The sequence below is a fragment of the Sphingomonas sp. CFBP 13603 genome (assembly GCF_014892665.1).
GTDB lineage: Bacteria > Pseudomonadota > Alphaproteobacteria > Sphingomonadales > Sphingomonadaceae > Sphingomonas.
In genome coordinates, this window is the sequence record NZ_JADBIA010000002.1 from 38,542 (window position 1) to 63,585 (window position 25,044).

At 64.6% G+C, this 25,044-nt stretch carries 26 protein-coding genes; 12 read left to right on the forward strand and 14 right to left on the reverse strand.

The genetic code is table 11. The features are described from left to right. Nucleotides 1–5: 5 nt before the first annotated feature. The 5 genes from panB to secG all read right to left on the reverse strand — a co-directional run bounded on the left by panB (nt 6) and on the right by secG (nt 6,309). A complete protein-coding gene (gene panB / locus IFR23_RS03010; protein WP_192974677.1) occupies nt 6–866 on the reverse strand; it encodes a 3-methyl-2-oxobutanoate hydroxymethyltransferase in 861 nt (286 codons plus the stop codon). A 48-nt stretch (nt 867–914) separates the two neighbouring features. After that, nucleotides 915–1,268 (reverse strand): hypothetical protein, encoded by a 354-nt coding sequence (locus IFR23_RS03015; RefSeq protein ID WP_244655434.1) that lies wholly within the window; start codon nt 1,266–1,268, stop codon nt 915–917. A gap of 283 nt (nt 1,269–1,551) precedes the next feature. After that, nucleotides 1,552–4,026, reverse strand: coding sequence for a TonB-dependent receptor (locus IFR23_RS03020; protein WP_192974678.1), 2,475 nt, complete (start codon nt 4,024–4,026; stop codon nt 1,552–1,554). A 167-nt stretch (nt 4,027–4,193) separates the two neighbouring features. Next, nucleotides 4,194–5,828 carry a CTP synthase gene (locus IFR23_RS03025; RefSeq protein WP_056062632.1) on the reverse strand — a complete coding sequence of 545 codons (1,635 nt, stop codon included), beginning with the start codon at nt 5,826–5,828 and terminating at the stop codon, nt 4,194–4,196. An 85-nt stretch (nt 5,829–5,913) separates the two neighbouring features. Beyond that, entirely contained in the window at nt 5,914–6,309 is a 396-nt protein-coding gene (gene secG / locus IFR23_RS03030) for a preprotein translocase subunit SecG (RefSeq protein ID WP_056050855.1), read from the reverse strand. Between the two features lie 246 nt (nt 6,310–6,555). Between secG and IFR23_RS03035 the strand changes: the two genes are divergently transcribed. The 8 genes from IFR23_RS03035 (at nt 6,556) to eda (ending at nt 14,075) form a co-directional block, all read left to right on the forward strand. Beyond that, the gene (locus IFR23_RS03035; RefSeq protein WP_192974996.1) at nt 6,556–6,888 is read left to right on the forward strand and encodes a MarR family transcriptional regulator; all 333 of its coding nucleotides are present in this window, start codon (nt 6,556–6,558) and stop codon (nt 6,886–6,888) included. Then, on the forward strand, nt 6,863–7,234 hold the full coding sequence (locus IFR23_RS03040; protein WP_197978273.1) for an SH3 domain-containing protein: 372 nt from the start codon (nt 6,863–6,865) through the stop codon (nt 7,232–7,234). Before IFR23_RS03035 ends, IFR23_RS03040 begins: the two co-directional genes overlap by 26 nt. After that, the gene (argC, locus tag IFR23_RS03045; RefSeq protein WP_192974679.1) at nt 7,231–8,154 is read left to right on the forward strand and encodes an N-acetyl-gamma-glutamyl-phosphate reductase; all 924 of its coding nucleotides are present in this window, start codon (nt 7,231–7,233) and stop codon (nt 8,152–8,154) included. The genes IFR23_RS03040 and argC overlap by 4 nt, the downstream gene beginning before the upstream one ends. Nucleotides 8,155–8,199: 45 nt before the next feature. After that, the gene (gene zwf / locus IFR23_RS03050) at nt 8,200–9,663 is read left to right on the forward strand and encodes a glucose-6-phosphate dehydrogenase (RefSeq protein ID WP_192238864.1); all 1,464 of its coding nucleotides are present in this window, start codon (nt 8,200–8,202) and stop codon (nt 9,661–9,663) included. A gap of 171 nt (nt 9,664–9,834) precedes the next feature. After that, a complete protein-coding gene (gene pgl / locus IFR23_RS03055) occupies nt 9,835–10,539 on the forward strand; it encodes a 6-phosphogluconolactonase (protein ID WP_056062623.1) in 705 nt (234 codons plus the stop codon). A gap of 2 nt (nt 10,540–10,541) precedes the next feature. Then, nucleotides 10,542–12,356 (forward strand): phosphogluconate dehydratase, encoded by a 1,815-nt coding sequence (gene edd / locus IFR23_RS03060; RefSeq protein WP_192974998.1) that lies wholly within the window; start codon nt 10,542–10,544, stop codon nt 12,354–12,356. Nucleotides 12,357–12,501: 145 nt separating this feature from the next. Continuing rightward, nucleotides 12,502–13,470 carry a glucokinase gene (glk, locus tag IFR23_RS03065; protein WP_192974680.1) on the forward strand — a complete coding sequence of 323 codons (969 nt, stop codon included), beginning with the start codon at nt 12,502–12,504 and terminating at the stop codon, nt 13,468–13,470. Continuing rightward, a complete protein-coding gene (eda, locus tag IFR23_RS03070; RefSeq protein ID WP_060526944.1) occupies nt 13,467–14,075 on the forward strand; it encodes a bifunctional 4-hydroxy-2-oxoglutarate aldolase/2-dehydro-3-deoxy-phosphogluconate aldolase in 609 nt (202 codons plus the stop codon). Before glk ends, eda begins: the two co-directional genes overlap by 4 nt. A 163-nt stretch (nt 14,076–14,238) precedes the next feature. Here the strand turns inward: eda and mltG are convergent, their stop codons facing one another. From mltG to fabD, 6 genes are all read right to left on the reverse strand, one after another. Beyond that, nucleotides 14,239–15,207, reverse strand: a complete 969-nt coding sequence (gene mltG, locus IFR23_RS03075) for an endolytic transglycosylase MltG (RefSeq protein ID WP_192974681.1) — start codon at nt 15,205–15,207, stop codon at nt 14,239–14,241. A 109-nt stretch (nt 15,208–15,316) separates the two neighbouring features. Continuing rightward, on the reverse strand, nt 15,317–16,579 hold the full coding sequence (gene fabF / locus IFR23_RS03080; RefSeq protein ID WP_192974682.1) for a beta-ketoacyl-ACP synthase II: 1,263 nt from the start codon (nt 16,577–16,579) through the stop codon (nt 15,317–15,319). 120 nt (nt 16,580–16,699) lie between these two features. Next, nucleotides 16,700–16,936, reverse strand: a complete 237-nt coding sequence (locus tag IFR23_RS03085) for an acyl carrier protein (RefSeq protein WP_031393971.1) — start codon at nt 16,934–16,936, stop codon at nt 16,700–16,702. Between the two features lie 77 nt (nt 16,937–17,013). Continuing rightward, nucleotides 17,014–17,751, reverse strand: coding sequence for a 3-oxoacyl-[acyl-carrier-protein] reductase (fabG, locus tag IFR23_RS03090; RefSeq protein ID WP_192974683.1), 738 nt, complete (start codon nt 17,749–17,751; stop codon nt 17,014–17,016). Nucleotides 17,752–17,762: 11 nt separating this feature from the next. Continuing rightward, a complete protein-coding gene (locus tag IFR23_RS03095) occupies nt 17,763–18,182 on the reverse strand; it encodes a GxxExxY protein (protein WP_192974684.1) in 420 nt (139 codons plus the stop codon). 27 nt (nt 18,183–18,209) lie between these two features. After that, nucleotides 18,210–19,169, reverse strand: a complete 960-nt coding sequence (gene fabD / locus IFR23_RS03100; RefSeq protein ID WP_192974685.1) for an ACP S-malonyltransferase — start codon at nt 19,167–19,169, stop codon at nt 18,210–18,212. 200 nt (nt 19,170–19,369) lie between these two features. Between fabD and IFR23_RS03105 the strand changes: the two genes are divergently transcribed. From IFR23_RS03105 to rplI, 4 genes are all read left to right on the forward strand, one after another. Next, entirely contained in the window at nt 19,370–19,729 is a 360-nt protein-coding gene (locus tag IFR23_RS03105; RefSeq protein ID WP_136189698.1) for an RcnB family protein, read from the forward strand. A 264-nt stretch (nt 19,730–19,993) separates the two neighbouring features. Continuing rightward, nucleotides 19,994–20,428, forward strand: coding sequence for a 30S ribosomal protein S6 (gene rpsF / locus IFR23_RS03110; RefSeq protein WP_056050884.1), 435 nt, complete (start codon nt 19,994–19,996; stop codon nt 20,426–20,428). Between the two features lie 2 nt (nt 20,429–20,430). Next, nucleotides 20,431–20,655: a 30S ribosomal protein S18 gene (gene rpsR, locus IFR23_RS03115; RefSeq protein WP_031393978.1), complete on the forward strand. Its 225-nt coding sequence runs from the start codon at nt 20,431–20,433 to the stop codon at nt 20,653–20,655. Nucleotides 20,656–20,666: 11 nt separating this feature from the next. Next, nucleotides 20,667–21,263 carry a 50S ribosomal protein L9 gene (gene rplI / locus IFR23_RS03120; RefSeq protein ID WP_107952437.1) on the forward strand — a complete coding sequence of 199 codons (597 nt, stop codon included), beginning with the start codon at nt 20,667–20,669 and terminating at the stop codon, nt 21,261–21,263. 692 nt (nt 21,264–21,955) lie between these two features. Here rplI and rmuC read toward each other — a convergent pair. The 3 genes from rmuC to recR form a co-directional block, all read right to left on the reverse strand. Beyond that, entirely contained in the window at nt 21,956–23,407 is a 1,452-nt protein-coding gene (gene rmuC / locus IFR23_RS03125; RefSeq protein ID WP_192974686.1) for a DNA recombination protein RmuC, read from the reverse strand. A 453-nt stretch (nt 23,408–23,860) separates the two neighbouring features. Continuing rightward, entirely contained in the window at nt 23,861–24,385 is a 525-nt protein-coding gene (def, locus tag IFR23_RS03130) for a peptide deformylase (protein WP_192974687.1), read from the reverse strand. A 48-nt stretch (nt 24,386–24,433) separates the two neighbouring features. Then, nucleotides 24,434–25,030: a recombination mediator RecR gene (gene recR, locus IFR23_RS03135; RefSeq protein WP_056052820.1), complete on the reverse strand. Its 597-nt coding sequence runs from the start codon at nt 25,028–25,030 to the stop codon at nt 24,434–24,436. Nucleotides 25,031–25,044: the final 14 nt, after the last annotated feature.

A 25,044-nucleotide genomic window follows, 5' to 3' on the forward strand; every position in this document is an offset into this window, starting at 1 on the left:
GCGGATCAATCCTTGGGCGCGTAGACCTGCTCTGCGCCCGGAAACGCACGCGACCGGACGTCGTCGGCATAGGTCTGCGTCGCCGACGAGATCGTATCGGCGATGTCGGCGAACCGCTTCACGAACTTCGCGGTCCGGTCGAACATCCCCAGCATGTCTTCGGTCACCAGAACCTGACCGTCGCACTGCGCCGATGCACCGATGCCGATCGTCGGACAGGCGATCGAGTTGGTGATCTCGATTGCGATTGGCTCGACCACGCCTTCGATCACGAGCGAGAACGCGCCGGCCTCGGCGATGCTCTGCGCGTCGGCGACGATCTTGGCGGCTTCCTCGGGCGTACGACCGCGGGCGCCATAACCACCGAGAACATTGACCGCCTGTGGAGTCAGGCCGACATGACCCATCACCGGAATGCCGCGCTCGGTCAGGAACTTGACGGTCGGCGCCATCGCGGTGCCGCCTTCCAGTTTCACTGCCGCTGCACCGGTCTGCTTGAGCAGGAACGCCGCGCTTTCGAACGCCTTTTCGGGCGACGCTTCGTAGCTGCCGAACGGCATGTCGATCACGACCACCGCATGATAGCTGCCGCGCACCACCGCCGCGCCGTGCGCCGCCATCATCTCCAGCGTGACGGGTACGGTCGATGGCAGGCCGTAGATCACCTGCCCCAGGCTATCGCCGACCAGCAGCATGTCGCAGTGTGGATCGAGCAACTGCGCCGTTCGCACGGTGTAGGCGGTGAGCATGACGAGCGGCGTCTTGCCCTTCTGGCGGCGGATCGCCGGGATCGTCAGGCGCTTGAGCGGCGCGGGCGTCGGGTTGGCGCGACTCGTCGCGGTGTCGAGGGTATAGGTCGTGGACATGGCGGCGCTAGTAGCGTGCGGCGTTGCGCTCGCCCAGTGTCGTGCGTGTCATACTGCCCACCCCTTCGACCGGGCATGGCCGACGAGCCAGAGCGTGAAGGCCGCGACCGCGATGATGACGAAGGGCAAGCCGAGCGTCTCGCTCGCGCCCTTGTGCGCGACGATGTCGGTCGAGGCGAACAGCCAGCCGAACTGCGCGATCGTCGCCGCTAGCGACGCGATCAGGAACGAACGCGCGTTGGCGCGCCGCATGAACAGCAGCACGGCGCCGACGAGGCCGGTCAGCACGGCGATGGCGAACAACGGATCATACCAGTTGGGCAATGCTGCATAGAGCGCCCGGTCATAGGCGCTCGCCTGCCCCATCGCGTCGGCGCCGAGCCTGAGTTGTTGTAGGCACATGAAGCATCCGACAAGTCCCCATAGAACGAGGACTCCGGTCGTCATCCTGAACCACAACGGCCCCTGTCGTACGAAGAACATGCCGCCTCCCCTGAAACTTCAGGCAATAGCGTGCGCTCGCGGCGACGTTCCGGCAATAGACAGCGGCAACATGGGGAGCCGAGCGCCGATCCACTCGGATACGCGCCGGACCGGAAAGAGATCGGGAGCTTCCGACTTCGATCTCCATCCGGCTTCGGCTCGTGGACCATGCGCTTTTCACATGAACGTGAGCTTAGCGCATTCAGAACGAAAACTTGATCGTGCCGCCCCACGTCTGCGGGTCACCCAATTGCGCGGAGATCAGTCCGGTGTTGCCGGGCGTCACAGCGAGCGATTCGAAATAATCCTGGTCGAAGGCGTTACGTACCCAGCCGAAGATATCGAACGTCTGGGTACGAAATCCTGCCCGGAAATTCTGGATCGAATAGCCGTCGATGTCGGTGTAGATCGACCGCGAGGCGTTGGACGAGAATTTGGAGCGATAGTTCGCGTCGTAACCGGCATAGGCCTGCCCATCGCGACCGAAGACCTTGGCAGGTAGATTATATTCGCCGCCCCACGAGAACGCCCATTTCGATACGCCGGGCAGCCAGCTGTCGGAGACGTCGCAATTGGCCGGGCTGTTCTGGCCCGCAACACCGGCCGGGCCGACCGGCGTGCCCGTACCACCGCCCGCCAGTTCGGGCGGGCAAGGTGCATTGGTGAACTTCACGAACTTGGCGTCGGTGAAGGCGCCACTGACATAAGCGCTGAACCGGTCGCTCGGGCGGACCGAGAAGTCGCCCTCGATGCCCCGCGTGCGAACCTTGTCGGCGTTGGCAAGATAGCCGCGCAGGACGTTGCTGCCGCTGACATTGCTGATGACGCTCGCCTGGAAGTCCTTGATCTCGGTCCAGAACGCCGAGAGATTGAGCGTGGCGCGACGATCCCAGAACTGCGTCTTCAGACCGAGTTCGAAGTGGTCGACCTTCTCTGGCTTGATCACCGCGACGTCGAGCTGCGGCAGCCCGTTCGCCTGGCTCGGCACGCCGTTCAGGTTGACGCCGCCGGTCTTGAACGACTTCGCATAGGTTGCGTAGGCGTTGATATCGCGGGCGACCTCGTACGCGAGGTTGAGATCGTAGGAGAGGTTCCAGGCGCTGTAGGGCACTTCGAAGAACTGCGAGGCCTGTACGCCGCGCTGCGCTGCGGTCCAGGGATCCCTGTAGGATGCACTGGTCGGATCGTTGCTGACGATCTGCCGCGTACCGTTCGACGCGGTGCCGACGACGACCGAATCGTAATAACCGCTCTTCTTGTCGTAATTCACGCGGATACCGGGCGAGACGGTGAAGCGATCGGTAAGCTTCCAGTTCACCTTGCCGAATGCGGCTAGGCTCGTGTTGTCGAGCCGGATGTCGTTGGTCGCGACGACGCCGTTGAGCACCGCCGGATTGTTCGACAGCGCGTTGCTCGGCGCGAGCAGCCAGGCACTGGCGGCGGTGCCTGTTTCCTGCACACCGCTGGTGCGGATCTTCTGGTGGAACGCGAACCCGCCGAGCACGAAATTGAGGCGGTTGCCCTCGTAATTATAGCGTAATTCCTGCGTGTACTGGTCCTGCTTGGTCGGGTTGTTGACCTTCGTGTAGATCGGCAGACCGGTGAAATCGCGGTCGTTCTTCGGCCCCCAGTCCCAATAGCGCCATGCGGTGACCGAGGTCAGCGTGCCGGGCCCGAGGTCCCATTCGACGCGCGCCGATGCACCGCCATGTTCGTTGCGCGCAGCGATATCGGCATCGAGATCGGTCACCCGGTCGAACGGATCGGTGCTGGGTACGCGGTAACCGGGGAACCGCGCGATCAATGCGGCATATTGGCGGTCGAGCGCGCGCTGCGTGGTCCCCACCCGCGCGTAAGTTTGTACGCAGCAGATCGGGTTTTGGAGATTGTAGTCGCCGGAGAGTGTGATGTTCAGCGTGTCCGTCGGCTTCCAGAGCAGCGATCCGCGGACGCCCAGATTATCCTGCGAGTTGACGTGCTGGTTCGTGACGACGTTGTAGATCGTGCCGCGGCGGTCGGTGTTCGACACGCTGATGCGTGCGGCCAGATTGCTGGTGATAGGGCCGGAGACGGACGCCTTGCCCTGCTTGAAGCCGTAATTGCCGAGCGAAATCTCCGCCTTGCCTTCGAAATCAAAGCTGGGCGGACGCGTACTGATGTTGATCGCGCCGGCGGTCGTGTTCTTGCCGTACAGCGTGCCTTGCGGCCCACGCAGCGTCTCGATCCGCTCGACATCGACGAAGTCGAGCGTCGCCGATGCGATGCGGTTGTAATAGACCTGGTCGATATAAATGCCGACGCCCTGCTCGAACCCGTCGTTGGTCAGGCCGAACGGCGCGCCGATGCCGCGGATGTTGATGAAGGTATTGCGCGGGTTGGTCGAATAGAATTGTAGCGTCGGCTGGAGCTGGGTCAGCCGGTTGATGTTGTAGATGCCCTGTGCCTCGAGCGTCTTGCCGCTGGTCACCGAGATCGCGACCGGTACCTGCTGCACGTTCTCCGCACGGCGCCGCGCGGTGACGAGGATGTCGCCGCTGTTCTGATCAACGTCGGGTTCGACTTTCGGGTCGGCCTTTGAATCGCCTGCGGTCGGCTTCGCCAAGGGAGCCGTTGGGTCCGATATCGCCGTCGGCGTAACGGCATGACCGGCGAGCAGCAGCGCGAGCGTAAGCGACATTCTTGAATCCCCCAGAACTTCGAGCGCAAACTCTACTAATCCGGGGGATGTTCAATGCGAGCATGTCTTGGGTGGCCGAAAGCGCGGCTTCGTGGCGCTCCCGCGGGAGAACAAGGAGGCAGGTCTCAGCTGTAGAATGCCCTCTCCCATCGGGAGAGGGGCTTAGGTCACACCAGGCGGCTCTGCTTGACCGCGGCTTCGATGAAGCTCGCGAACAGCGGATGCGGGTCGAACGGCTTGGACTTCAGTTCGGGGTGGAACTGGACGCCGACGAACCAGGGGTGGTCGGGGCGTTCGACGATCTCGGGGAGCGTGCCGTCGGGGGACATGCCCGAGAAGACGAGGCCGCCCTGCTCCAGCGCTTCCTTGTAGCCGGTGTTCACCTCGTAGCGATGACGGTGACGCTCCGAAATCTCGGTGCCGCCGTAGATCGACGCCACCACGCTGTTGCCGTCGAGCTTCGCGTCATATGCGCCGAGCCGCATCGTGCCGCCCATGTCGCCCTCGGCCGCACGCGTTTCGAGGCCTTCGCGGCCCATCCATTCGGTGATCATGCCGACCACCGGCTCGTCGGTCGGGCCGAACTCGGTCGACGACGCATTGGGGATGCCGGCGAGATCCCGCGCGCCCTCGACGCAGGCCATCTGCATGCCGAAGCAGATCCCGAAATACGGGATTTTCCGCTCGCGGGCGAACTTGACCGAAGCGATCTTGCCCTCCGCGCCGCGCTCGCCGAACGCGCCGGGGACGAGGATCGCGTCGCAAGGCTCGAGCTGTCCCGCGATGTCGCTTTCGGCGTTCTCAAAGAGTTCGGCGTCGATCCAGCGGACGTTGACCTTCACGCGATTCGCGATGCCGCCGTGGACCAAAGCCTCGTTGAGCGACTTGTAGGCATCCTGAAGGCCGACATATTTACCGACCACGCCGATCGTGACCTCGCCCTGAGGATTGGTCAGGCGGTCCATGATCTCGGTCCAGCGCGACAGGTCGGGCGCCTCGGCGGGTTCGATGCCGAACGCGCGAAGTACTTCGATGTCGAGGCCTTCGCCGTGATACTGGAGCGGCACCGCGTAGATGCTCTTCGCGTCGAGCGCCGGGATGACCGCGCTGGCGGGGACGTTGCAGAACAGCGCGATCTTGGCGCGCTCCGACGGCGGTAGCGGATGTTCGCAGCGGCAGACGAGCACGTCGGGCTGCACGCCGAGTGCGGCGAGTTCGCGGACCGAATGCTGCGTCGGCTTGGTCTTAAGCTCGCCGGCGGCGGCGATATACGGCACCAAAGTCACGTGGATGCTGATCGCGTTGCCACGGCCTTCCTCGTTCTTGAGCTGGCGAATCGCCTCGATGAACGGCAGCGATTCGATATCGCCGACGGTGCCGCCGATCTCGCAGAGGACGAAATCGATATCGTCGGTCTCGGCCCGCGCGAATGCCTTGATCGCGTCGGTGACGTGCGGGATGACCTGTACGGTCGCGCCGAGATAATCGCCGCGACGCTCGCGCGTGATGATCTGCTGATAAATGCGACCCGAGGTCACGTTGTCCGACTGGCGCGAGGGAACGCCGGTGAAGCGCTCATAATGGCCGAGGTCGAGATCGGTCTCGGCACCGTCGTCGGTGACGTAGACCTCGCCGTGCTGATACGGCGACATCGTGCCGGGATCGACGTTCAGATACGGATCGAACTTCCGAATCCTGACGGTATACCCGCGCGCCTGAAGGAGAGCGGCAAGCGATGCCGCCATGAGACCTTTACCGAGCGACGAAACCACGCCCCCGGTGATGAAAATGTACCGAGCCATGGGAAGAGTCTCGTAGCGTGTGTTGGGGACGAACGACAAGAGCCCCGCGGATCACGCAGGGGCCTTTTATCGGCGAATGGAGTGTTTAGTTGGCTAGCGGGACCGCGCCGTTGTCGGCGGGCTTGGTCGTGCCGGCGGGTACGCCAGCGTTTTCTGCGCCACCGGCGAACGGTGCCGCGTCGCCCTTGGGCTGCGCGGTCGGAACGGCGGTTGCCGCCGCCGGGGTGCGCGCGAGCGACGTGTCGATCGTGGTGGTGCGGTGATTCGCCGCGAGGACCGCGAGCAGGATCGAGAACAGCACGAACATCGTCGCGAGGACGCCGGTCGCGCGGGTCAGGAAATCGGCCGCGCCGCGCGCCGACATCAGGCCCGACGGACTGCCGCCCATGCCCAGACCGCCGCCTTCCGAGCGCTGCATGAGGATCACCGTGACGAGGGCGGCCGCGATGATCGCGTGGATGACGAGCAGAAAGGCGAACATTGCGCGGAAAACCCCGGAACTTTTGCGAAGGCGCGCACATAGGCGACGTCGCGGTTTCGATCAACCGGGCGATCGACCGCAGCACAGCCTCCGCATATCGCAAGGCAATCGCAAAACTACGGAAACATGACGTCCGGGCGGCGTTGTGAACCCGTAATGACGCTCATCACTGGGTATCGTGCACATAAATTCAGATGGCGGATCAACGCTGTGGCATCAATAGCAGCCAATACCTTATCGACCTGGATGACCGCTCTGGTGGATTATGTCCGCTCGGGTGAACCCGATCTGACCAATCGTCAGATGGCGCTTCTTCTGCTCGTTTATCTCAAACCGGGGCCGCATACGGTGCGCGGCCTGGCCCGTGCGCTGAACGTATCGAAGCCGGTCGTCACGCGCGCCTTGAACAGATTGGGTGCCCTCGGCTATCTGCGCCGGCAACGCGACGATAGCGACAAGCGCAACATCTTCGTCGCGCGCACGACCGAAGGGGCAGATTTTCTTGAAGAGTTCGGGCAATTCATCGGCGACGGCCCCGCCCCAGGCAGCTCCAATGGGCGCACAGCCGCTCACGCTTGAGCCATTCGACGACCAGGCCCGCACGAGCTTTTCGCTAACGGGCCGCTCGGTCGCCCTCGACCCGCGTACCCACGCGGTTCGCCGCGATATCGCCGATATTCGCCTCGCCGAATACGTATTCGCTCCACACTATGCTGTACCGATGATACGGCCCGTCGCGCGCACAGCTTTGTTGCGCAGCGGACGAGACGAAGCGAGCGATACGATGGTTGACCTCAACCCTGGCGACAGTTTCGAAGTGCTGGAGATTGCTGGCGTTTCCGCCTGGGGCGTTGCCCGTCCTAGCGGGCTGGTCGGCTATGTTGAGGCCGCTGCGCTCGACCTTTCGACGACGGACGCGGCATGACCACGGTCTTCATCGACGGCGCCGTCGGCACCACCGGCCTTGACATCCGCGAACGGCTTGCCGGGCGGACTGACATCACGCTGGCGCTGCTCCCTGAGAATCGTCGCAAGGATCCGGCGGCACGGCGCGAGGCGCTCAACGATGCCGATTTCGTCATCCTCTGCCTGCCGGACGAAGCGTCGCGCGAAGCCGTCACGCTGATCGACAATGCGCGTACCCGCGTCATCGACGCATCGAGCGCACACCGCGTCGCCGCCGGCTGGACCTACGGCTTCCCCGAGTTGCCGGGTCAGGCCGAGAAGATCGCGACCGCGATGCGCGTGTCGAACCCCGGCTGCTATCCCACCGGTTTCCTCGCGCTCGTCGCGCCTCTGGTCGCGGCCGGTCTTATCCCCGCCGACCTTCCGCTGAGCGTCAACGCGACCTCTGGTTACTCGGGCGGTGGCAAGGCAATGATCGCAGCGTTCGAGAACGGCGAGCCTGCGACAGCCTTCCGCGCCTACGCGCTAGGCCTTGCGCACAAGCATATCGCCGAGATGACGCAGCACGCTAGCCTCATGCACGCCCCGATCTTCGCGCCTGCGGTGGCGAATACGTATCGCGGCATGCTCGTCGAAGTGCCGTTGCACCTCCACGCCCTGCCCGGCCGCCCGACGCTCGCGGCGATCGAAGAGGTGCTGCGCGCTGCGTTCGATGGCTCGAAGCTCGTCTCGGTTGCTCCCGGCGATATCGGCTCGGTCGATATCGAGGATAACGCAGGCACCGATCGGCTGACGCTGCGGGTCTGCGGCAACGATGCGGTCGGTCATGCTCGGCTGGTCGCGACGCTCGACAATCTGGGCAAGGGCGCCGGCGGTGCCGCGGTCCAGAACCTCAACATCATGGCCGGGGTCGATCCCGTAGCCGGCCTCGTTTTCTAGGACCGGCGTTTTCCGCCCGGTCCATCGCCAAATCCAGGAGCTTTCATGCACCGTAATCCCGTAGCCAAGCTGCTCCTGTTCGGCGCGACCGGCGATTTAGCGCAGCGCATGTTGCTGCCCTCGCTCTATGGCCTGCACGCCGACGGGTTGCTGCCCGAGGAACTGACGATCACCGGCGCCGCGCGTCACGAGCATGACGACGAGGATTACCGCAAGTTCGCGAAGAAGGCGCTCGACGAGTTCCTGCCCGAGGATCGCAAGGACGAAGCTGCGATCGGGACGTTCCTCGACCGGATCTTCTATCAGCCGACCGACCTGTCCGATCCGGCGAGTTTCCAGCCGCTGGCGGACAAGATCGGCGATATCTCCGGCGGGCTGGCGATCTATCTATCGACCGCGCCCTCGCTGTTCGAAGCGGCCATCGAAGGGCTGCACAAAGTCGGGCTTGCTGGCGAGACCGTGCGCGTCGGGCTCGAGAAGCCGCTAGGCTACGATCTGGAAACGAGCCGCGAGATCAACGATGCGGTGGCGAAGGCTTTCCCTGAGGAGCGGACCTACCGGATCGATCATTATCTCGGCAAGGAAACCGTCCAGAACATCCTCGCGCTGCGCTTCGGCAACTCGTTCTTCGAGCCGGTCTGGAACGCGCAGGGGATCGACAACGTCCAGATCACGATCTCCGAGACGGTCGGTCTCGAAGAGCGCGCAGGCTATTACGAGACGGCGGGTGCGTTGCGCGACATGGTCGCCAACCACATGCTCCAGCTGCTTGCGCTGATCGCCATGGAGCCGCCTGCGCGCTTCGAGGGCACCGACGTCCGCGACGAGAAGTCGAAGGTTTTCCGATCGTTGCGACTGATCAAGCCCGAGGAAGTGCCGCACGTCACGGTGACCGGCCAATATGGCGACGGCGCGGTAAAGGGGAAGATCGTCAAGAGCTACTCCGACGAACTGGGCAAGCCATCGACCACCGAGACGTTCGTCGCGATCAAGGCGCATGTCGATAACTGGCGCTGGCAGGGCGTGCCGTTCTATCTGCGCACCGGCAAGCGGATGGCCACGCGCCAGAGCGAGATCGCGATCCAGTTCAAGGCGGTGCCGCACTCGATGTTCGCGGGTCGTGGCGGGCTGTTGCAGCCTAACATGCTGATCATCCGCCTCCAGCCGGAGGAGTATGTCCAGCTGCTGGTGATGGCGAAGGAGCCGGGGCTCGATCGCGAGGGCGTCCGCCTGCGCGAAGTGCCGTTGAACCTGAGCCTGGATGCCGAGTTCGCGGGTTCGCGTCGGCGGATCGCCTATGAGCGGCTGCTGCTCGACCTGATCGAGGGCGACCAGACACTGTTTGTGCGGCGTGACGAGGTCGAGGCGCAATGGACCTGGATCGACGCGATCCGCGAGGGCTGGAAGGCCAACGCGATGAAGCCCAAGAGCTATGCCTCGGGTAGCTGGGGTCCATCCGCCGCGATCGCGCTGACCGAGCGCGACGGCGTGACCTGGCAGGACGACTGAGTTTGTTTCTTCCCGTTCGTCCCGAGTAGCCTTCGAGCGAAGTCGAGAAGGCGTATCGAGGGATCGGCCCGATTGTGGCATTGTACCTCGATACGGGCTCTCGGCTTCGCTCGATCCCTACTCGGCACGAACGGCATTTTTGACAGCAATTTTCTGAGTGAGTTCAAGTTTATGACCGAAATCGAATGGTGGGAATATGACGACGCGGGCGAGCTCGCCAACGCGGTCGCAGGTGACATCCAGTTCGTCATCGAGAGCGCACTAGACGCGCGCGGCTCGGCGGTGATCGCGCTGGCGGGCGGCAAGACGCCGTTCGCTGCGTATGAGAAGCTGGCCCAGGCGAAGCTCGACTGGAAGAAGGTCACGATCATCCCCGGCGACGAGCGGATCGTGAAGCTTGGCGATCCGCTGTCGAACGTGACGGCGCTGGCAAAGATCTTTCTCCCCAAGGGCGCGCGCGTGAAGCCGATCGTCCCAGAGGCGATGTCGGACTACAAGGCTGCCGGTCGTTCGGCGGATGCGCTGATGCAGGACCTGCACTGGCCGCTCGACTTCTGCCTGCTCGGCATGGGCGGCGACGGGCATACCGCGTCGATCTTCCCCGGCCCCGATTACGACGAGGCGCTGAGCGGTCCGAAGGAACGCCGCGCGCTCGGCGTGATGCCCGATCCGCTGCCGCCCGAAGCACCGCTGGCGCGCGTGACGCTGTCGGCTGCCGCCATCGCTTCGTCGAAGGCGCTGATGATCATGATCACCGGCGACGCGAAGAAGAAGGTGCTCGAGCAGGCGATCGAACAGGGGCCGTCGTCGTCCTATCCGATCGGCCGCGTGCTGGCCGAAGTCGAGCTGCCGGTCGACGTGCACTGGGCACCGTGACGATGCTCAACGCCGTCGTCTCCGCGGTCACCGACCGGATCATCGAGCGCTCGCGCGACAGCCGCGCCACCTACCTCGCGCTGATCGAGCGCGAGGCGGCGGCGCAGGTCCGGCGCCCCGGCCTCGGCTGCGCGAACCTGGCGCACGCCTATGCCGGGACCGAGGAGGACCGCGACGCGATGAAGGCCGATGCCGGCATGAACATCGGCATCGTCACCGCGTATAACGACATGCTGTCGGCCCACGCCGTCTACTATCGCTACCCCGAGCTGATGAAAATCTGGGCGCGTGAGGCGGGGGCGACCGCGCAGGTCGCGGGCGGCGTACCGGCGATGTGCGACGGCGTGACGCAGGGCTATCCGGGCATGGAGCTGTCGCTGTTCAGCCGCGACACGATCGCGCTGAGCACTGCGATTGCGTTGTCGCACGGAACGTTCGAGGGTGCCGCGCTGCTCGGCATTTGCGACAAGATCGTGCCGGGGCTGCTGATGGGCGCGTTGCGCTTCGGGCATCTGCCGATGGTGCTGATCCCCGGCGGGCCAATGCCGACGGGCTTGCCCAACAAGGCGAAGGCCGCGGTTCGCGAGAAATTCGCCGAGGGGCTGGTCGGGCGTGAGGAACTGCTCGAAGCCGAGATCGGCGCCTATCATTCGAAGGGCACGTGCACCTTCTACGGCACGGCCAACACCAACCAGATGATGATGGAGGTCATGGGCCTCCACATGCCGGGCGCGGCGTTCGTCAATCCGGGTACCAAGCTGCGGCAGGAGCTGACGCGGGCGGCGGTGCACCGGTTGGCGAAGATCGGCGCGCGCGGCGATTCGTATCGGCCGCTCGGGCATTGCGTCGACGAGAAGGCGATCGTGAACGCCGCGGTCGGTCTGCTCGCGACCGGGGGCTCGACCAATCACCTGCTCCATGTTCCGGCGATCGCTCGCGCGGCGGGGATCATCATCGACTGGGAGGATTTCGACCGCCTCTCCTGCGCGGTCCCGCTGATCGCACGCGTCTATCCCAACGGCTCGGCGGACGTGAACGCGTTCGAGGCTGCCGGCGGCATGCCCTATGTGATCCGGGAACTGCTCGGCGAAGGGCTGTTGCACGGCGACATCATGACGATCGGTGGCGAAGATCTGTCGGCCTATGCGAAGACCGCGGTCGTCGAGGGCGACACGCTCGGCTGGCGCGATACGCCCGACAGCGGCGACGAGACGATCCTCCGTCCTGCGACCGCGCCGTTCTCTCCGGATGGGGGCATGCGGATCCTCGCGGGCAATATCGGGCGGGCGTGCATCAAGGTGTCCGCGGTCGAGCGCGAGCGGTGGATCGTCGAGGCACCCGCAATGGTGTTCGACGACCAGCTCGACGTGATCGAGGCATTCAAGCGCGGCGAACTGGAGAAGGACGTCGTCGTCGTCGTCCGGTTCCAGGGGCCGCGCGCGAACGGCATGCCGGAGTTGCACAAGCTGACGCCGCCGCTGGGAGTGTTGCAGAACCGTGGGTTCAAGGTGGCGCTAGTTACCGACGGCCGCATGTCGGGCGCGAGCGGCAAGGTGCCGTGCGCGATCCATTGCTCGCCCGAGGCGCTGCTCGATGGTGCGATCGGGTTGATCCGCGATGGCGACATGATCCGGGTGGATGCGGTCAACGGTACGCTGGAGGCGCTGGTCGACGCGGCTGTGTGGACGACGCGCGAAATGGTCGCGGTGCCGCCGCCGGTCAGTGGCATGGGTCGCGAGTTGTTCGGCATGTTCCGCGGTCTTGCCGACGAGGCTGAGAAGGGTGCGTCGGCAATGCTGGCGGGCGCTGGGCTGTAAGTAGGACTCCGTTCGTCCCGAGTAGGGATCGAGCGAGGTCGAGAGCCCGTATCGAAGGACACCCCCGCGGCATGTCCGTCGATACGCCATCTCAACAAGCTCGACGGCTACTCGGGACGAACGGAAGTATGTTGGAGAGACACGAATGGAAATCGTAGCGGCAGATATCGGCGGAACGCACGCCCGCTTCGCGATCGCCGAAGTCGAGAACGGACGCGTCGTGTCGCTCGGCGAGCCAGCGACGCTGAAGACCGCGGACCACGCTTCGCTCCAGACCGCGTATCAGGCGTTCGAGGCTGGCCTTGGCCGGCTCCTGCCTCGCGCGCTGGCGATCGCGGTCGCGTCGCCGGTCGCGAACGACGTCATCCGGCTCACCAACAACCCGTGGATCATCCGCAAGTCGCTGATCACCGAGCGGCTGAAGGCGGACCAGTGGGTGGTCGTCAACGATTTCGGCGCGGTCGGCCATGCCGTCGCGCAGGTGCCGAGCAGCGATTTCATCCATCTCTGCGGACCCGATACGCCGCTGCCGTCCGAGGGCATCACGACGATCTGTGGCCCCGGCACCGGGCTCGGCGTCGCACAGTTGCTGCGGCGCAAGGACGGCTATCAGGTCCTTGAGACCGAGGGCGGTCACATGGACTTCGCCCCGCTCGACGGGATCGAGGATGCGTTGCTCAAGCGGCTGCGCAAGACCTTCACGCGCGTTTCGGCCGAACGGGTCGTCGCCGGGCCTGGCATCGTCGCGATCTACGAGACACTTGCCGCGCTGGAGGGCCGCGCGGTTCCCAGCCATGACGACAAGACGATCTGGACCGAGGCGATCGACGGAACCGATTCGATCGCGCTCGCCGCGCTCGACCGGTTCTGTCTCGCACTCGGCGCGGTCGCGGGCGATCTCGCGCTGGCGCAGGGCGCGAAGGCGGTCGTGATCGCCGGCGGGCTCGGCTTCCGGATCAAGGATCGCCTGATTCGTTCGGGCTTCGACCAGCGCTTCGTCGCCAAGGGTCGCTTCCAGGGCATGATGGCGGCGATGCCCGTCAAGCTCATCACCCATCCCCAGCCCGGCCTGTTCGGCGCCGCGGCCGCCTTCGCACAGGAACACACCCAATGACCGTGACTATCGCAGACATCATGCAAACCAGCGCTGTCATCCCGGTGCTGGTGATCGAGGACGCCGCCCTCGCCCGTCCGCTCGCCGAGGCACTGGTCGCGGGCGGCCTGCGCGTGCTCGAAGTGACGTTGCGCACCGGCGCCGCGCTCGAAGCCATCGCCGAGATGAAGAAGGTGCCGGGCGCGATCGTCGGCGCCGGTACCGTCGTCAACACGCAGCAGTTCGCGCAGGTCCGCGATGCGGGGGCGGAGTTCATCGTCTCGCCGGGCCTGACCGAACGCCTCGCCACGCCGATCATCGAGAGCGGTATTCCGTTCCTTCCGGGCATAGCCAACGCGGCGGATATCATGACCGGGCTCGACCTGGGGCTTACGCACTTCAAGTTCTTCCCTGCCGAGGCGAATGGCGGGTTGAAGGCGCTCAAGGCTCTGGCCGCGCCGTTCTATCAGTGCAGCTTCTGCCCGACCGGCGGGATCACCGAGGCGAGCGCGCCCGAGTGGCTGGCGTTCAAGCCGGTGCTGTGTGTTGGCGGAAGCTGGGTAACCGGCGGGACGATGGCCGAGATCGAGATCAAGGCGCGCGCCGCTAACGCGCTGCGGGGGTAATTCCTCCCCGGCACGGGGAGGGGGACCGCGACGCGCAGCGGCGGGGTGGAGGGGGAGCGCCACGAGGGTCCCGCCCCGCGGGATCCCGCCCCACTGCTGGTGCGCTCGCGGCGAGCCCCCTCCACCATCCTGCGGATGGTCCCCCTCCCCGTTCCGGGGAGGATTACATCTCGCCGCGGGATTTGCGGATGGCGTACCATTGCTTCACATTGGCGTTGTGCTCGGCCAGCGTGTTCGCAAAGACGTGGCCGCCGGTACCGTCTGCTACGAAGTAGAGCGCCTGGGTCTGCGCCGGGTCGAGCACCGCGTCGATCGAGGCGCGGCCGGGATTGGCGATCGGGCCGACCGGCAGGCCGGCTTCGGCATAGGTGTTGTAGCCGTTCTTCGCGTGCAGTTCCGACCGCAGAATACGGCGGCCTAGCGGGCGACCCTTGGTGATCGGGTAGATCACGGTGGGGTCGGCCTGGAGCGGCATGCCGTTGCGCAGGCGATTGCCGTAGACCGCGGCGACGGTACGGCGTTCGGACGGCTTGCCGGTTTCCTTCTCGACGATCGAAGCAAGGATGATCGCTTGTTCGGGCGTCGTCACCGCGATCCCCGGCCGGCGCGCGGCCCAGGCCTGAGCGAGATACGTCTTCATCGCCGACTGCATCCGCGCGACGACCGATGCGCGGGTGTCGCCGGCCTGGAAGGCGTAGCTGTCAGGGAGGATCGAGCCTTCTGCTGGGACCGGCACGGTGCCGGTCAGGCCGTCCGCCTTCGCCAGCGCGTCGTAGACGAGGACCGAGGGATAGCCCTCCGGGACGACGACGAGGCGCTGGACGACCTTGCCGCCCTGCATCAGCTTCAGGATGTCGGACTGGCTGGTGTGCGGCGCGATGCGGTATTCACCGGCCTTGATCGGGTCGCCCGAGCCGAACACGCGGGCGTACAGGCGGAAGCGTCGGGCCGAGGGGATCGCGCCGGCCTTTTCGAGTTCGGTGGCAGCGCCGGCCAGCGTGCTGCCTTCGCCGATCTGTACGGTCAGCGTGCGCGGTGCTGGGCCAGCGCCGCCCCAGCCCTGGACGACCAGGAACAGCGCGACGACTGCCGCCAGGCCTAAGACGAGTCCGAAACAGCCGACCTTGCGCATCACTACCTCTTGTTCTCCCGCGAAGGCGGGAGCCCAGTCTGGGCCCCCGCCTTGGGCCCCATCAAAGTACTACTTTGATGGGTGACCCTTCGCGGGGGAACAAACTACTTTACTTGACCTTGGTCATCACCAACGACGCATTCGTGCCGCCGAAGCCGAACGAGTTGTTCAGCACCGCGCGGACTTCACGCTTCTTGGCCACGTGCGGGACGAGATCGACCCCCACGCAGCTGTCGCTCGGATTGTCGAGGTTCAGCGTCGGCGGGACGATCTGGTCGCGCAGCGCGAGGATGCAGAAGATGCTCTCGACCGCGCCAGCGCCACCGAGCAGATGCCCGATCGCGGACTTGGTCGACGACATCGACAGACCCGAGATCGCATCGCCGAACAGGCGGCGGACCGCGCCGAGTTCGAGCTCGTCGCCCAGCGGCGTCGAAGTCCCGTGCGCGTTGATGTAGTCGATGTCCTCGAGCTTGAGGCCCGACTTCTTGATCGCCATCTGCATCGATCGGAACGCGCCGTCGCCCTCGGGATGCGGTGCGGTCACGTGATACGCGTCGCCCGACAGACCGTAGCCGATCACCTCGGCATACATCTTCGCGCCACGTGCCTTGGCGTGTTCGTACTCCTCGAGCACTAGCACACCCGCGCCCTCGCCCATCACGAAGCCGTCGCGATCCTTGTCGTAGGGACGCGAGGCCTTTTCGGGCGAATCGTTGAAGTTGGTCGACAGCGCACGTGCCTGTGCGAACCCGGCGATGCCGAGCGGGCAGACGGTGCCCTCCGCGCCGCCCGCGAGCATCACGTCGGCGTCATCCATCGCGATCATCCGCGCGGCGTCGCCGATCGCATGCGCGCCGGTCGAGCAGGCGGTGACGACCGCGTGATTCGGACCGCGCAGGCCATATTTGATCGAGACCTGGCCCGAGATCAGGTTGATCAGCCGGCCATGGACGAAGTGTGGCGACACGCGACGCGGGCCCTTCGTATGGAGCACGATCGCCTCGCTCTCGATACCCGGCAGACCGCCGATACCCGAGCCGATCGAGACGCCGGCGCGCCAGCTTTCCTCGAGCGTCATGTCGAGCAGACCGGCATCCTCGAGCGCCTGGCCCGCGGCGTCGATGCCGTAGATGATGAACGGATCGACCTGGCGCTGGACCTTGTGGTCGACGCGCTTGCCGGGGTCGAAGCCATATTCGTGGTCGGCCGGCTTCACCTCGCAGGCGATGCGGCACACCTGATCCGACGCGTCGAAGCGCGTGATCGGGCCCGCGCCCGACTTGCCGGCGAGGATATTCGCCCAGGCCGTTTCAACATCCGCCCCCAGGGGGGTGACCAGGCCTAGCCCGGTTACGACGACACGCCGCATGGCTTCAAACTCCGTCTGCTCTCAAAACGAAACGGCTCCCCGCCCTCTTTGCCCAAGGACGGGGAGCCGCTCAAATCACACCCTTCAGGGCAGGTCCAAAGTTTGAACCCTAGACCCTGATCAGGCCTTGTGCTCGTCGATGTAGGTGATCGCGTCCTTGACGGTCGCAATCTTCTCGGCGGCATCATCGGGGATCTCGACACCGAACTCCTCCTCGAACGCCATGACGAGTTCGACGATGTCGAGGCTGTCTGCGCCCAGGTCGTCGATGAAGCTCGCGTCCTCGGTCACCTTGTCGGCTTCGACGCCGAGATGCTCGACGACGATTTTCTTCACGCGGTCAGCGGTCTCGCTCATGGTAGTTCCCTCTTCAAATCTGGGGGTTTTCGGTATTTCCTGAACGCACCTAGAACGCGGTAGTTCAGCGCGCAAGTTCAGATCATCGCCATCCCGCCGTTCACGTGCACGGTTTGTCCCGTGACGTAGCCGGCTTCACGGCTAGCCAGGTACACGATCGCCGCGCCGATGTCTGCGCCTTCGCCAAGGCGACCGGCCGGAATCTTCACGGTGAGCGCGGTCTTCTGCGCGTCAGGCAGTGCGTCGGTCATCGGCGAAGTGATAAAACCGGGCGCGACGCAATTGACGGTGATGCCGCGGCTGGCGAGCTCCTGCGCCATCGATTTCGACATGCCGATAAGGCCGGCCTTCGATGCGGCGTAGTTGGCCTGGCCGGGATTGCCGGTGACGCCGACGATCGAGGTGACCGAGATCATCCGGCCGAATCTTGCCTTCATCATCGGCTTGGCGGCGGCGCGCATGAGGCGGAACGCGGCTTCGAGATTGACGCGGATGACGCTGTCCCACTCGTCGTCCTTCATCCGCATCGCGAGATTGTCGCGGGTGACGCCGGCGTTGTTGACGAGAATGTCTAGCTTGCCGAGCTTTTCCACCGCCTGTGGGACGAGCGCGTCGACGGCAGCGGCGTCGGAGAGGTTGCAGGGAAGCGCGACGTGGTCGCCGCCAAGGCTAGTGCGGAAGGCTTCGAGCTTGTCGGCGTTGGAGCCGGATACGGCTAGGCGCGCGCCCTGGGCGGCCAGCGCCTTGGCGATCTCGGACCCGATCCCGCCGGATGCCCCGGTGACGAGGGCGGTCATGCCTGTGAGGTCGAACATTTTGGTCTCCATCAGATTTTGTTCACGCGAAGGCGCGATGGCGCGAAGGGGGTGTAGCCGTTGACGATCCGACGGAGCCCCTCCTTCAGCGTCTCGCCTCCGAAGTTGATCAGCAGCCCCAAGGGCTGTTTGGTTAGTCGCAGATAGGTGAGCAGTTGCTTTGCATGAGCGGCATTCAGCCGCTCGACCGATTTGATTTCGACGAGTAGCTGGTTGCCAACGATGAGGTCGATCCGGAACGCCGCTTCGAAATGTAGCCCTTCGAAATCGATCGAGACAGAGCGTTGCCGCTCGACCTCATATCCCAGACTGGCGAGCTTGCTCGCCAACACAGTCTCGTAGACGCTTTCGAGCAATCCAGGCCCAAGCTCCCGGTGAAGGCGAAGCGACACATCAATGACGTCGGAAGCGGCTGCCTCGAGATCCATCATCTTCGCGCCTTTGCGCCTTCGCGTGAATCACATCTTCTTCACGAATTCCTCGATGTCGTCCATGGTGATGACGCTCGTCGTTTCGGCGTCGGGGGTGATGCGCTTGACCATGGGGCTGAGGACTTTGCCTCCGAATTCGACGAAGTGGTCAACGCCCGCCGCATGCATCGCCAACACCGATTCGCGCCAGCGGACCATGCCGGTGACTTGCTGCACCAGCAGGTGACGGATCGCGCCGGGGTCGGCGACGGCGGTGGCGTCGACGTTGGCGAAGACGGGAACGAGCGGCGCGCGGAGGTCGGCGTCGAGGAGCGCGGCTTCCATTGCTTCGGCGGCGGGCTGCATCAGGGGGCAGTGGAAGGGGGCGGAGACGGGCAACAGTACCGCGCGCTTGGCGCCGAGGTCCTTGGCCAGTGCGATCGCCTTTTCGATGGCGAGGCGGTGGCCGGAGATGACGACCTGCGACGGGTCGTTGTCGTTGGCGACGGTGCAGATCAGTTCGGGGCCGCCTTCCGCCAGGATCGCGTCGACTGCGGCGCCCGCGATCACCTGCGCCTTTTCGAGGTCGGTGCCGAGCAACGCGGCCATCGCGCCCTCGCCTACTGGTACCGCCGCCTGCATCGCGCGGCCGCGGAGTTTCAGGAGGCGGGCGGTGGTCGACAGGTCAAGCGCACCGGCGGCACACAGCGCGGTATATTCGCCGAGGCTGTGGCCGGCGACGTAATCAGCCTTGTCGGCGAGGCGGATGCCGCCTTCCTTTTCGGCGACGCGCAAGGTGGCGATCGCGTTCGCCATGATCGCGGGCTGCGCGTTCTCGGTGAGGAGAAGGTCGTCCGCGGGCCCTTCGCTCATCAGCCGGAACAGGTGCTGGCCGAGCGCCTCGTCGACTTCGGCGAAGACTTCGCGGGCGGTGGCACTGGCGCCGGCGAGGGCCTTGCCCATGCCGACAGACTGGCTCCCCTGGCCGGGGAAGATGAACGCACGCATGGCCTCTCCTCTGTGTTGGGTCTTCGTTTGAGCGCGGGGCCTATAAAGGTGCGGGCTGAGTTGCAACCTGAACAAACCTCGCGGCCTTGCGACAATATGCGACCATTTCGCCGACCTTGCGACAAGCGCCTGCGACAATCGGCTCCCAGATTATGGAGGACGCCGCAGCAACGGCGCCGTGTTTCAAACGGGAGATTATCATGAAGAAGTTCATCCTCAGCGCGCTTGCCGCCACGCTCGTCGCCAGCCCGCTGCTCGCCGCCGCGCCTGCCGAAGCGCAGCAGCGTCGCGAAGTCACCACCGTGCGCCACAACGATAACAACGGCCGCACCGTCGTCACCAAGCGCACTGTCGTCCGCACGCCGCAGTATCGCAACTGGCGCGCCGGCCAGCGCTTCGATCGTCGCCAGGCGCAGAACTACCGGGTTATCACGACGTACCGCAACTATCGCCTCGCCGCTCCGCCGCGTGGCAGCCAGTGGGTCCGCTCGGGCAACGACGCGTTGCTGATCAACGGTCGCGGCAACGTGGTCCAGGTTCGTGGCGGCGCGTTCCGGTAACGCCACAACCCCGTCATCCTGACGCAAGTCAGGACCCAGGGTTACGAGATGCCGCCCTCCTTGGCTCTGGGTCCTGACTTTCGTCAGGATGGCGGAGGTAGGAAGACGGATGTCGACCTTGCCTTTCCCCGATAAACGGGTAAGGCCCTCTGCAACCGGGGTGAGAGATTCGCGTCTCTCGCCCCTGTTTGCATTCTAGACGACAGCCGGAGGGGTGCACGCATGGGGCGTGTATCAGCGATCGGCCAAGACGAAGGACAAGACATGGCTCTTTACGAGCACGTGTTCCTTGCGCGCCAGGATCTGGCACAAGCGCAGGTGGACGCACTGGCGGAAATCGCCACCAAGATCGTGAACGACAACGAAGGTCGGGTCGTAAAGACCGAGAACTGGGGTCTGCGTTCGCTGGCGTACAAGATCGCCAAGAACCGCAAGGCGCACTATGTCATGCTCGAGATCGATGCCCCGGGCAGCGTGATCGCAGAGCTGGAGCGCCAGACCCAGATCAACGAAGACATCATCCGTTACATGACGGTCAAGGTCGACACCCTCGAAGAGGGCCCGACCGTGATGATGCGCAAGCAGGATCGTGACCGCGAGCGTCGTGGCGACCGTGAAGGTGGCCGTGAAGGCCGTCCCGATCGTGGCGATCGTCCGGACCGTGGTCCCCGTCGTGACCGCGAAGAGGGAGCTGAATAATCATGGCACGTCCATTCTTCCGCCGCCGCAAGAGCTGCCCGTTCTCCGCCAAAGACGCTCCCCGGATCGACTATAAGGACGTCCGGTTGCTGCAGGGCTTCGTGTCCGAGCGTGGCAAGATCGTCCCGTCGCGTATCACTTCGGTGGCCGCAAAGAAGCAGCGCGAACTGGCCCAGGCCATCAAGCGTGCGCGTCATCTGGGCTTGCTGCCCTACATCGTTAAGTAAGGAGCGCCCACATGGACGTCATTCTGCTTGAGCGCGTCGAAAAGCTTGGTGCTATCGGCGACGTGGTGAAGGTCAAGGACGGTTACGCACGTAACTTCCTGCTTCCCAACAAGAAGGCGCTTCGTTCGAACGAAGCCAACCGCAAGGTGTTCGAGTCGAACCGTGCGAAGATCGAATCGGACAACGCATCGCGTCGCAGCGATGCCGAGACCGAAGCGAAGACCTTCAACGACGCGACCGTGACCCTGATCCGTCAGGCGTCGAACACCGGTCAGCTCTACGGTTCGGTCGCGGTTCGCGATCTGGTCGATGCGCTGGTGGCCGATGGTCACAAGGTCGGCAAGTCGGCGATCGTGCTCGACAAGCCGATCAAGGCGATCGGTGTGTACACCGTCAAGGTATCGCTGCACCCCGAGGTGTCGGTGGCCGTCAAGGTCAACGTCGCTCGTTCGCCTGAAGAGGCCGAGATGCAGGCTTCGGGTGTCGACGTGATGTCGTCGATGTTCGAGCGCGACGAGGCTGGCTTCGTCGAGGATTACGATCCGAACGCAGAGCCCGGCGCGACCGCCGAAGCACCGCGCGACCAGGAGGACGAAGCGCAGGGTTGATCCCTTCGCTTCCCTTCTAGCCGATACTGAAAAGGCCCGCCCGGAGCGATCCGGGCGGGCCTTTTCTTTTGTGTCTGCGCGACGGGCGTCAGGGGCAGGTTACGCAGGCGCCGATCATTGCTGCGAAGGGGATGAGGGCGCAAAGGACGGGGACTAGGTGTTTCATGACCGGGTGACTCTTGGGGGTGTTGTCCGGTTAATGCGCAGGGTCGGGAAAGGTTGCCGAGAGGTGAACGAATTTTGTACCGATCGGTTTTTGGGATGCCGGGGCTTTGCCATCGACCACTTAAAAACTCCTCCGTCACCCCGGACCCTTCGATAAACTTAGGAGAGCCTTGTTCCGGGGTCCACGGTTCCGCGATCTCTCGCGCCGCTGAATTCGCGGAAGGGTGTATGCCGGAACGAGCCCGGCATGACGGGATCGTGGGAGGATACGGGCATACCCGCCGTAGCTGTTCCCCCGCGAAGGCGGGGGTCCAGGGTAACGGAACGCAGCACGGCTTGATCCTGGGCTCCTGCTTCCGCAGGAGAACAAGGAAGAGGTCGCAATCTCAGGTACGCCGCCCCCTCCGTCATCCTGACGAAAGTCAGGATCCAGAATAACGGGCGGTGCGGGTTTGGCTCTGGGTCCTGACTTTCGTCAGGATGACGGGGGGTGTTGGTCGGGCGGTATCGAGCAGCACCCAAGATACTCAGGACTCCACGCTCTCCGGCTTCTCGATCAGGGCAGGCCCCTCGCCTAGCGCCAGTGCGTCGACCGAGGATACGTCCTCGAGATCTCGCGCACCCGTTTCGATGTTAAGATCCCGGAACTTGCGGCCGGTTACCATCAGGCGGCCGTTGAACGAGTTGGTGAAGCCGTTGAAGTTCTTCACTGCGCTGTTCAGGCCGACGCCTACCTTGCGGAGATCGTCGGCCACCTTTGCGAGGCGCTCGTACATTTCCTTGCCAAGCGTCCCAATTTGCTGAGCTTGCTTAGCCATCTTTTCCTGACGCCAAACAGCTTCCACAGTACGCGCTATTGCAATCAGATTAGTCGGCGTTGAGAGCAGCACGCGTTGATCGAATGCGTAGTCCCAAAGCGTCGGATCGTATTCTAGAGCGGCAGATAGAAAATGTTCACCTGGCACGAACATGACGACATAATCTGGGGCGTCAGCAAATTGATTCCAATACGCCTTCTGTCCGAGACTATTTACGTGAGCACGCATGGACGCGGCATGTGACCGCAATCCGATCTCCCTCTCTGCTTCATCAACAGCACCAAACGCGTCTTGATAAGCATTCAGTGAAACCTTGGCATCTATGACAAGGCTCCGCCCGCCAGGTACTTTGACAATCGCGTCGGGACGGAGGCGGGCGCCGTCGTCGCCTACTGCGACCGAGACCTCCGTCTGGAAGTCGGTGTGTTCGCTGAGGCCACAGGTTTCGAGGACGTTCTTCAGTTGCTGTTCGCCCCAGCGGCCGCGGGACTTGGGGGCGTTGCGGAGGGAATTGACGAGCTTGGCGGCTTCGGTGGAGACCTTTTCCTGGCCGAGGCGCATCTGTTCGATCTGGCCCTTGAGGTCGCCGAATGCATCGCGGCGCTCGGCCTCGACCTTGGCGACGCCCTCTTCGTAGCGTTGCAGGCGGTCGCTGACGGGCTGGAGCATCGACTTGAGGTTGAGGCCGGCGGATTCCTCCGACTGGCGGAAGCGGGCGTCGGCGCGTTCTAGGAAGGTCTTCTGCGCGTCGCTGAGCAGCTTGTTGGCGACGTCGCCGAACTGCGCGGCCATGACGTCCTTCGCCTCTCGGAGTTCGAGCAGGCGCGCTTCGAACGCCTCGCCTTGGGCTTTGAGCGTCGCGATTTCGGTGCGGGCGGCGTCGCGGTCGGTGCGGATCGTTGCAAGATCCAGGCGCAGGCGATCGGTGTCGGTGGCGCGCTCGGCGTTCTGCGCGCGGAGCGTGGCGAGGTCCTGCATCGCGGCGTTGCGTTCGCGTTCGACGGCGTCGCGGGCGGTGCGGATGAGGTCGGCGTCGGCGACCTTGGTCTGCGCGACAGCGAGTTCGCTGGCTAGGGTGGCGGCTCGGCGGGAGGCTAGGAGCCAGCCTAGGAGGATGCCGGCGGCTAGCGCGAGGACGGTGATGATGGCGAACTCAGCCATTTTGCGCGGCCGAAACTGGAGTGAAGTATAGGAAGTGCAGACGCTGGCGCAGCATTTCCTTGGGAGGAGATGTGGGCGTTAGCGGGCGGGTTTGGGGGGCGAATGGGGACGTCATGCGTGGAACATACGTCGAACGGCTGATGTAGGACAATCGGAATATTGTTTTGCCGAGAGGGCGGGAGTCCAGGGTTACTGTCGGTGGTGTTCGTGATCCTGGGCCCCCGCCTTCGCGGGGGAACTAGAAAGGGGGCGCTTCGACACCCTGGCCGAATAGCACCACCCCGGCGGAGGCCGGGGTCCAATTGGAAAGGTTTCAATAACGAGGGACTGCGCTCAGTTGGCGACGTTCCCCAATTGGGCCCCGGCCTTCGCCGGGGTGGTTGCGTGTTGGGTGAATAAGCCGCGCTTTCACTGACGCACTCTCAGCACAAAGAGCAGCGACGCCCCCGCCTCTCACCCCAGCTTGCGCTGCTTCGCCAGCTTCTTCAGCACCATGTCGCGCTTCAGCCGGCTGATGTGATCGATGAACAACACGCCATCGAGGTGGTCGATCTCGTGCTGCATGCAGGTCGACAGCAGACCGTCGAAATCCTCCTCATGCGCAGCACCAGTCTCGTCGAGCCACTTCACGCGGCACCGCGCCGGGCGCGCGACTTCGGCGTACTGCTCCGGGATCGAGAGGCAGCCCTCGTTATAGGTGGAGACCTCGTCGCTGACCGACAGGATCTCGGCGTTGATGTACGCCTTGGGGTTCTTGATCGGCTTGTCCTCCTCATCCTTCTCCTCCTGGAGATCGATGACGAGGACTCGCTGCTGCACGCCGACCTGGGTCGCGGCGAGGCCGATGCCGTTGAAGTCGTACATCGTCTCGATCATGTCGGCGACGAGCGTGCGGGTGGAGTCGTCGATCGTCTCCACCGGCTCGGCGACGAGGCGCAGGCGGGGATCGGGGACTTCGAGAACGGTCATGACGGTCATAGCGCGTCCGCTAAGGTACGCGTGGGCATCACGTCAAGCCGATGGGCGTCAAGCCATTGGCCTTCTGGCCCTTAGTGCCTGCGCCAGCGTGCCCTCGTCGAGATAGTCGAGCTCGCCGCCGACCGGCAGGCCGTGCGCGAGTTGGGTGACGCGGACGGGGAAGCGTTCGATGCGCTCGGCGATGTAGTGCGCGGTGGTCTGGCCCTCGAGCGTGGCGTTCATCGCGAGGACGACTTCGTCGATGCCGCCGGCTTCGATGCGGCGGACGAGGCTGTCGATGCTGAGATCCTCGGGGCGGATGCCTTCGAGTGCGGACAGCCGCCCGCCGAGCACGTGGAAGCGACCGGGGAACAGCCGCGAGCGATCGAGCGCCCAGAGATCAGCGACTTCCTCGACGACGCACAGCGAACGCTGGTCGCGGCGCGGGTCGGCACAGATCGCACACGGGTTGGTGGTGTCGACGTTGCCGCAGGTCGAGCAGTTCTCCAGCCGCTCGTCGACCGCGGTCAGTGCCTCGCGCAACGGGCCCAGCGCCGCGTCGCGCTTCTTGAGCAGATGCAGCACGGCGCGACGTGCGGACCGGGGGCCGAGGCCGGGGAGCCGGGCCAGCGCCTGCGTCAGCGCCTCGATCTCGGGGGATGCCATAGGGAACAGATAGG

Coding starts and splice junctions, on each gene's coding strand:
- pgl (WP_056062623.1), top strand. CDS start 9,835: ATGACCGAAATCGAATGGTGGGAATATGACGACGCGGGCGAGCTCGCC.
- IFR23_RS03025 (WP_056062632.1), bottom strand. CDS start 5,828: ATGGCTCGGTACATTTTCATCACCGGGGGCGTGGTTTCGTCGCTCGGT.
- eda (WP_060526944.1), top strand. CDS start 13,467: ATGACCGTGACTATCGCAGACATCATGCAAACCAGCGCTGTCATCCCG.
- secG (WP_056050855.1), bottom strand. CDS start 6,309: ATGTTCGCCTTTCTGCTCGTCATCCACGCGATCATCGCGGCCGCCCTC.
- glk (WP_192974680.1), top strand. CDS start 12,502: ATGGAAATCGTAGCGGCAGATATCGGCGGAACGCACGCCCGCTTCGCG.
- rpsR (WP_031393978.1), top strand. CDS start 20,431: ATGGCACGTCCATTCTTCCGCCGCCGCAAGAGCTGCCCGTTCTCCGCC.
- IFR23_RS03085 (WP_031393971.1), bottom strand. CDS start 16,936: ATGAGCGAGACCGCTGACCGCGTGAAGAAAATCGTCGTCGAGCATCTC.
- mltG (WP_192974681.1), bottom strand. CDS start 15,207: ATGCGCAAGGTCGGCTGTTTCGGACTCGTCTTAGGCCTGGCGGCAGTC.
- IFR23_RS03015 (WP_244655434.1), bottom strand. CDS start 1,268: ATGTGCCTACAACAACTCAGGCTCGGCGCCGACGCGATGGGGCAGGCG.
- panB (WP_192974677.1), bottom strand. CDS start 866: ATGTCCACGACCTATACCCTCGACACCGCGACGAGTCGCGCCAACCCG.
- IFR23_RS03105 (WP_136189698.1), top strand. CDS start 19,370: ATGAAGAAGTTCATCCTCAGCGCGCTTGCCGCCACGCTCGTCGCCAGC.
- IFR23_RS03020 (WP_192974678.1), bottom strand. CDS start 4,026: ATGTCGCTTACGCTCGCGCTGCTGCTCGCCGGTCATGCCGTTACGCCG.
- fabG (WP_192974683.1), bottom strand. CDS start 17,751: ATGTTCGACCTCACAGGCATGACCGCCCTCGTCACCGGGGCATCCGGC.
- IFR23_RS03095 (WP_192974684.1), bottom strand. CDS start 18,182: ATGATGGATCTCGAGGCAGCCGCTTCCGACGTCATTGATGTGTCGCTT.
- IFR23_RS03040 (WP_197978273.1), top strand. CDS start 6,863: ATGGGCGCACAGCCGCTCACGCTTGAGCCATTCGACGACCAGGCCCGC.
- edd (WP_192974998.1), top strand. CDS start 10,542: ATGCTCAACGCCGTCGTCTCCGCGGTCACCGACCGGATCATCGAGCGC.
- recR (WP_056052820.1), bottom strand. CDS start 25,030: ATGGCATCCCCCGAGATCGAGGCGCTGACGCAGGCGCTGGCCCGGCTC.
- argC (WP_192974679.1), top strand. CDS start 7,231: ATGACCACGGTCTTCATCGACGGCGCCGTCGGCACCACCGGCCTTGAC.
- rmuC (WP_192974686.1), bottom strand. CDS start 23,407: ATGGCTGAGTTCGCCATCATCACCGTCCTCGCGCTAGCCGCCGGCATC.
- fabD (WP_192974685.1), bottom strand. CDS start 19,169: ATGCGTGCGTTCATCTTCCCCGGCCAGGGGAGCCAGTCTGTCGGCATG.
- def (WP_192974687.1), bottom strand. CDS start 24,385: ATGACCGTCATGACCGTTCTCGAAGTCCCCGATCCCCGCCTGCGCCTC.
- rplI (WP_107952437.1), top strand. CDS start 20,667: ATGGACGTCATTCTGCTTGAGCGCGTCGAAAAGCTTGGTGCTATCGGC.
- zwf (WP_192238864.1), top strand. CDS start 8,200: ATGCACCGTAATCCCGTAGCCAAGCTGCTCCTGTTCGGCGCGACCGGC.
- fabF (WP_192974682.1), bottom strand. CDS start 16,579: ATGCGGCGTGTCGTCGTAACCGGGCTAGGCCTGGTCACCCCCCTGGGG.
- rpsF (WP_056050884.1), top strand. CDS start 19,994: ATGGCTCTTTACGAGCACGTGTTCCTTGCGCGCCAGGATCTGGCACAA.
- IFR23_RS03035 (WP_192974996.1), top strand. CDS start 6,556: ATGACCGCTCTGGTGGATTATGTCCGCTCGGGTGAACCCGATCTGACC.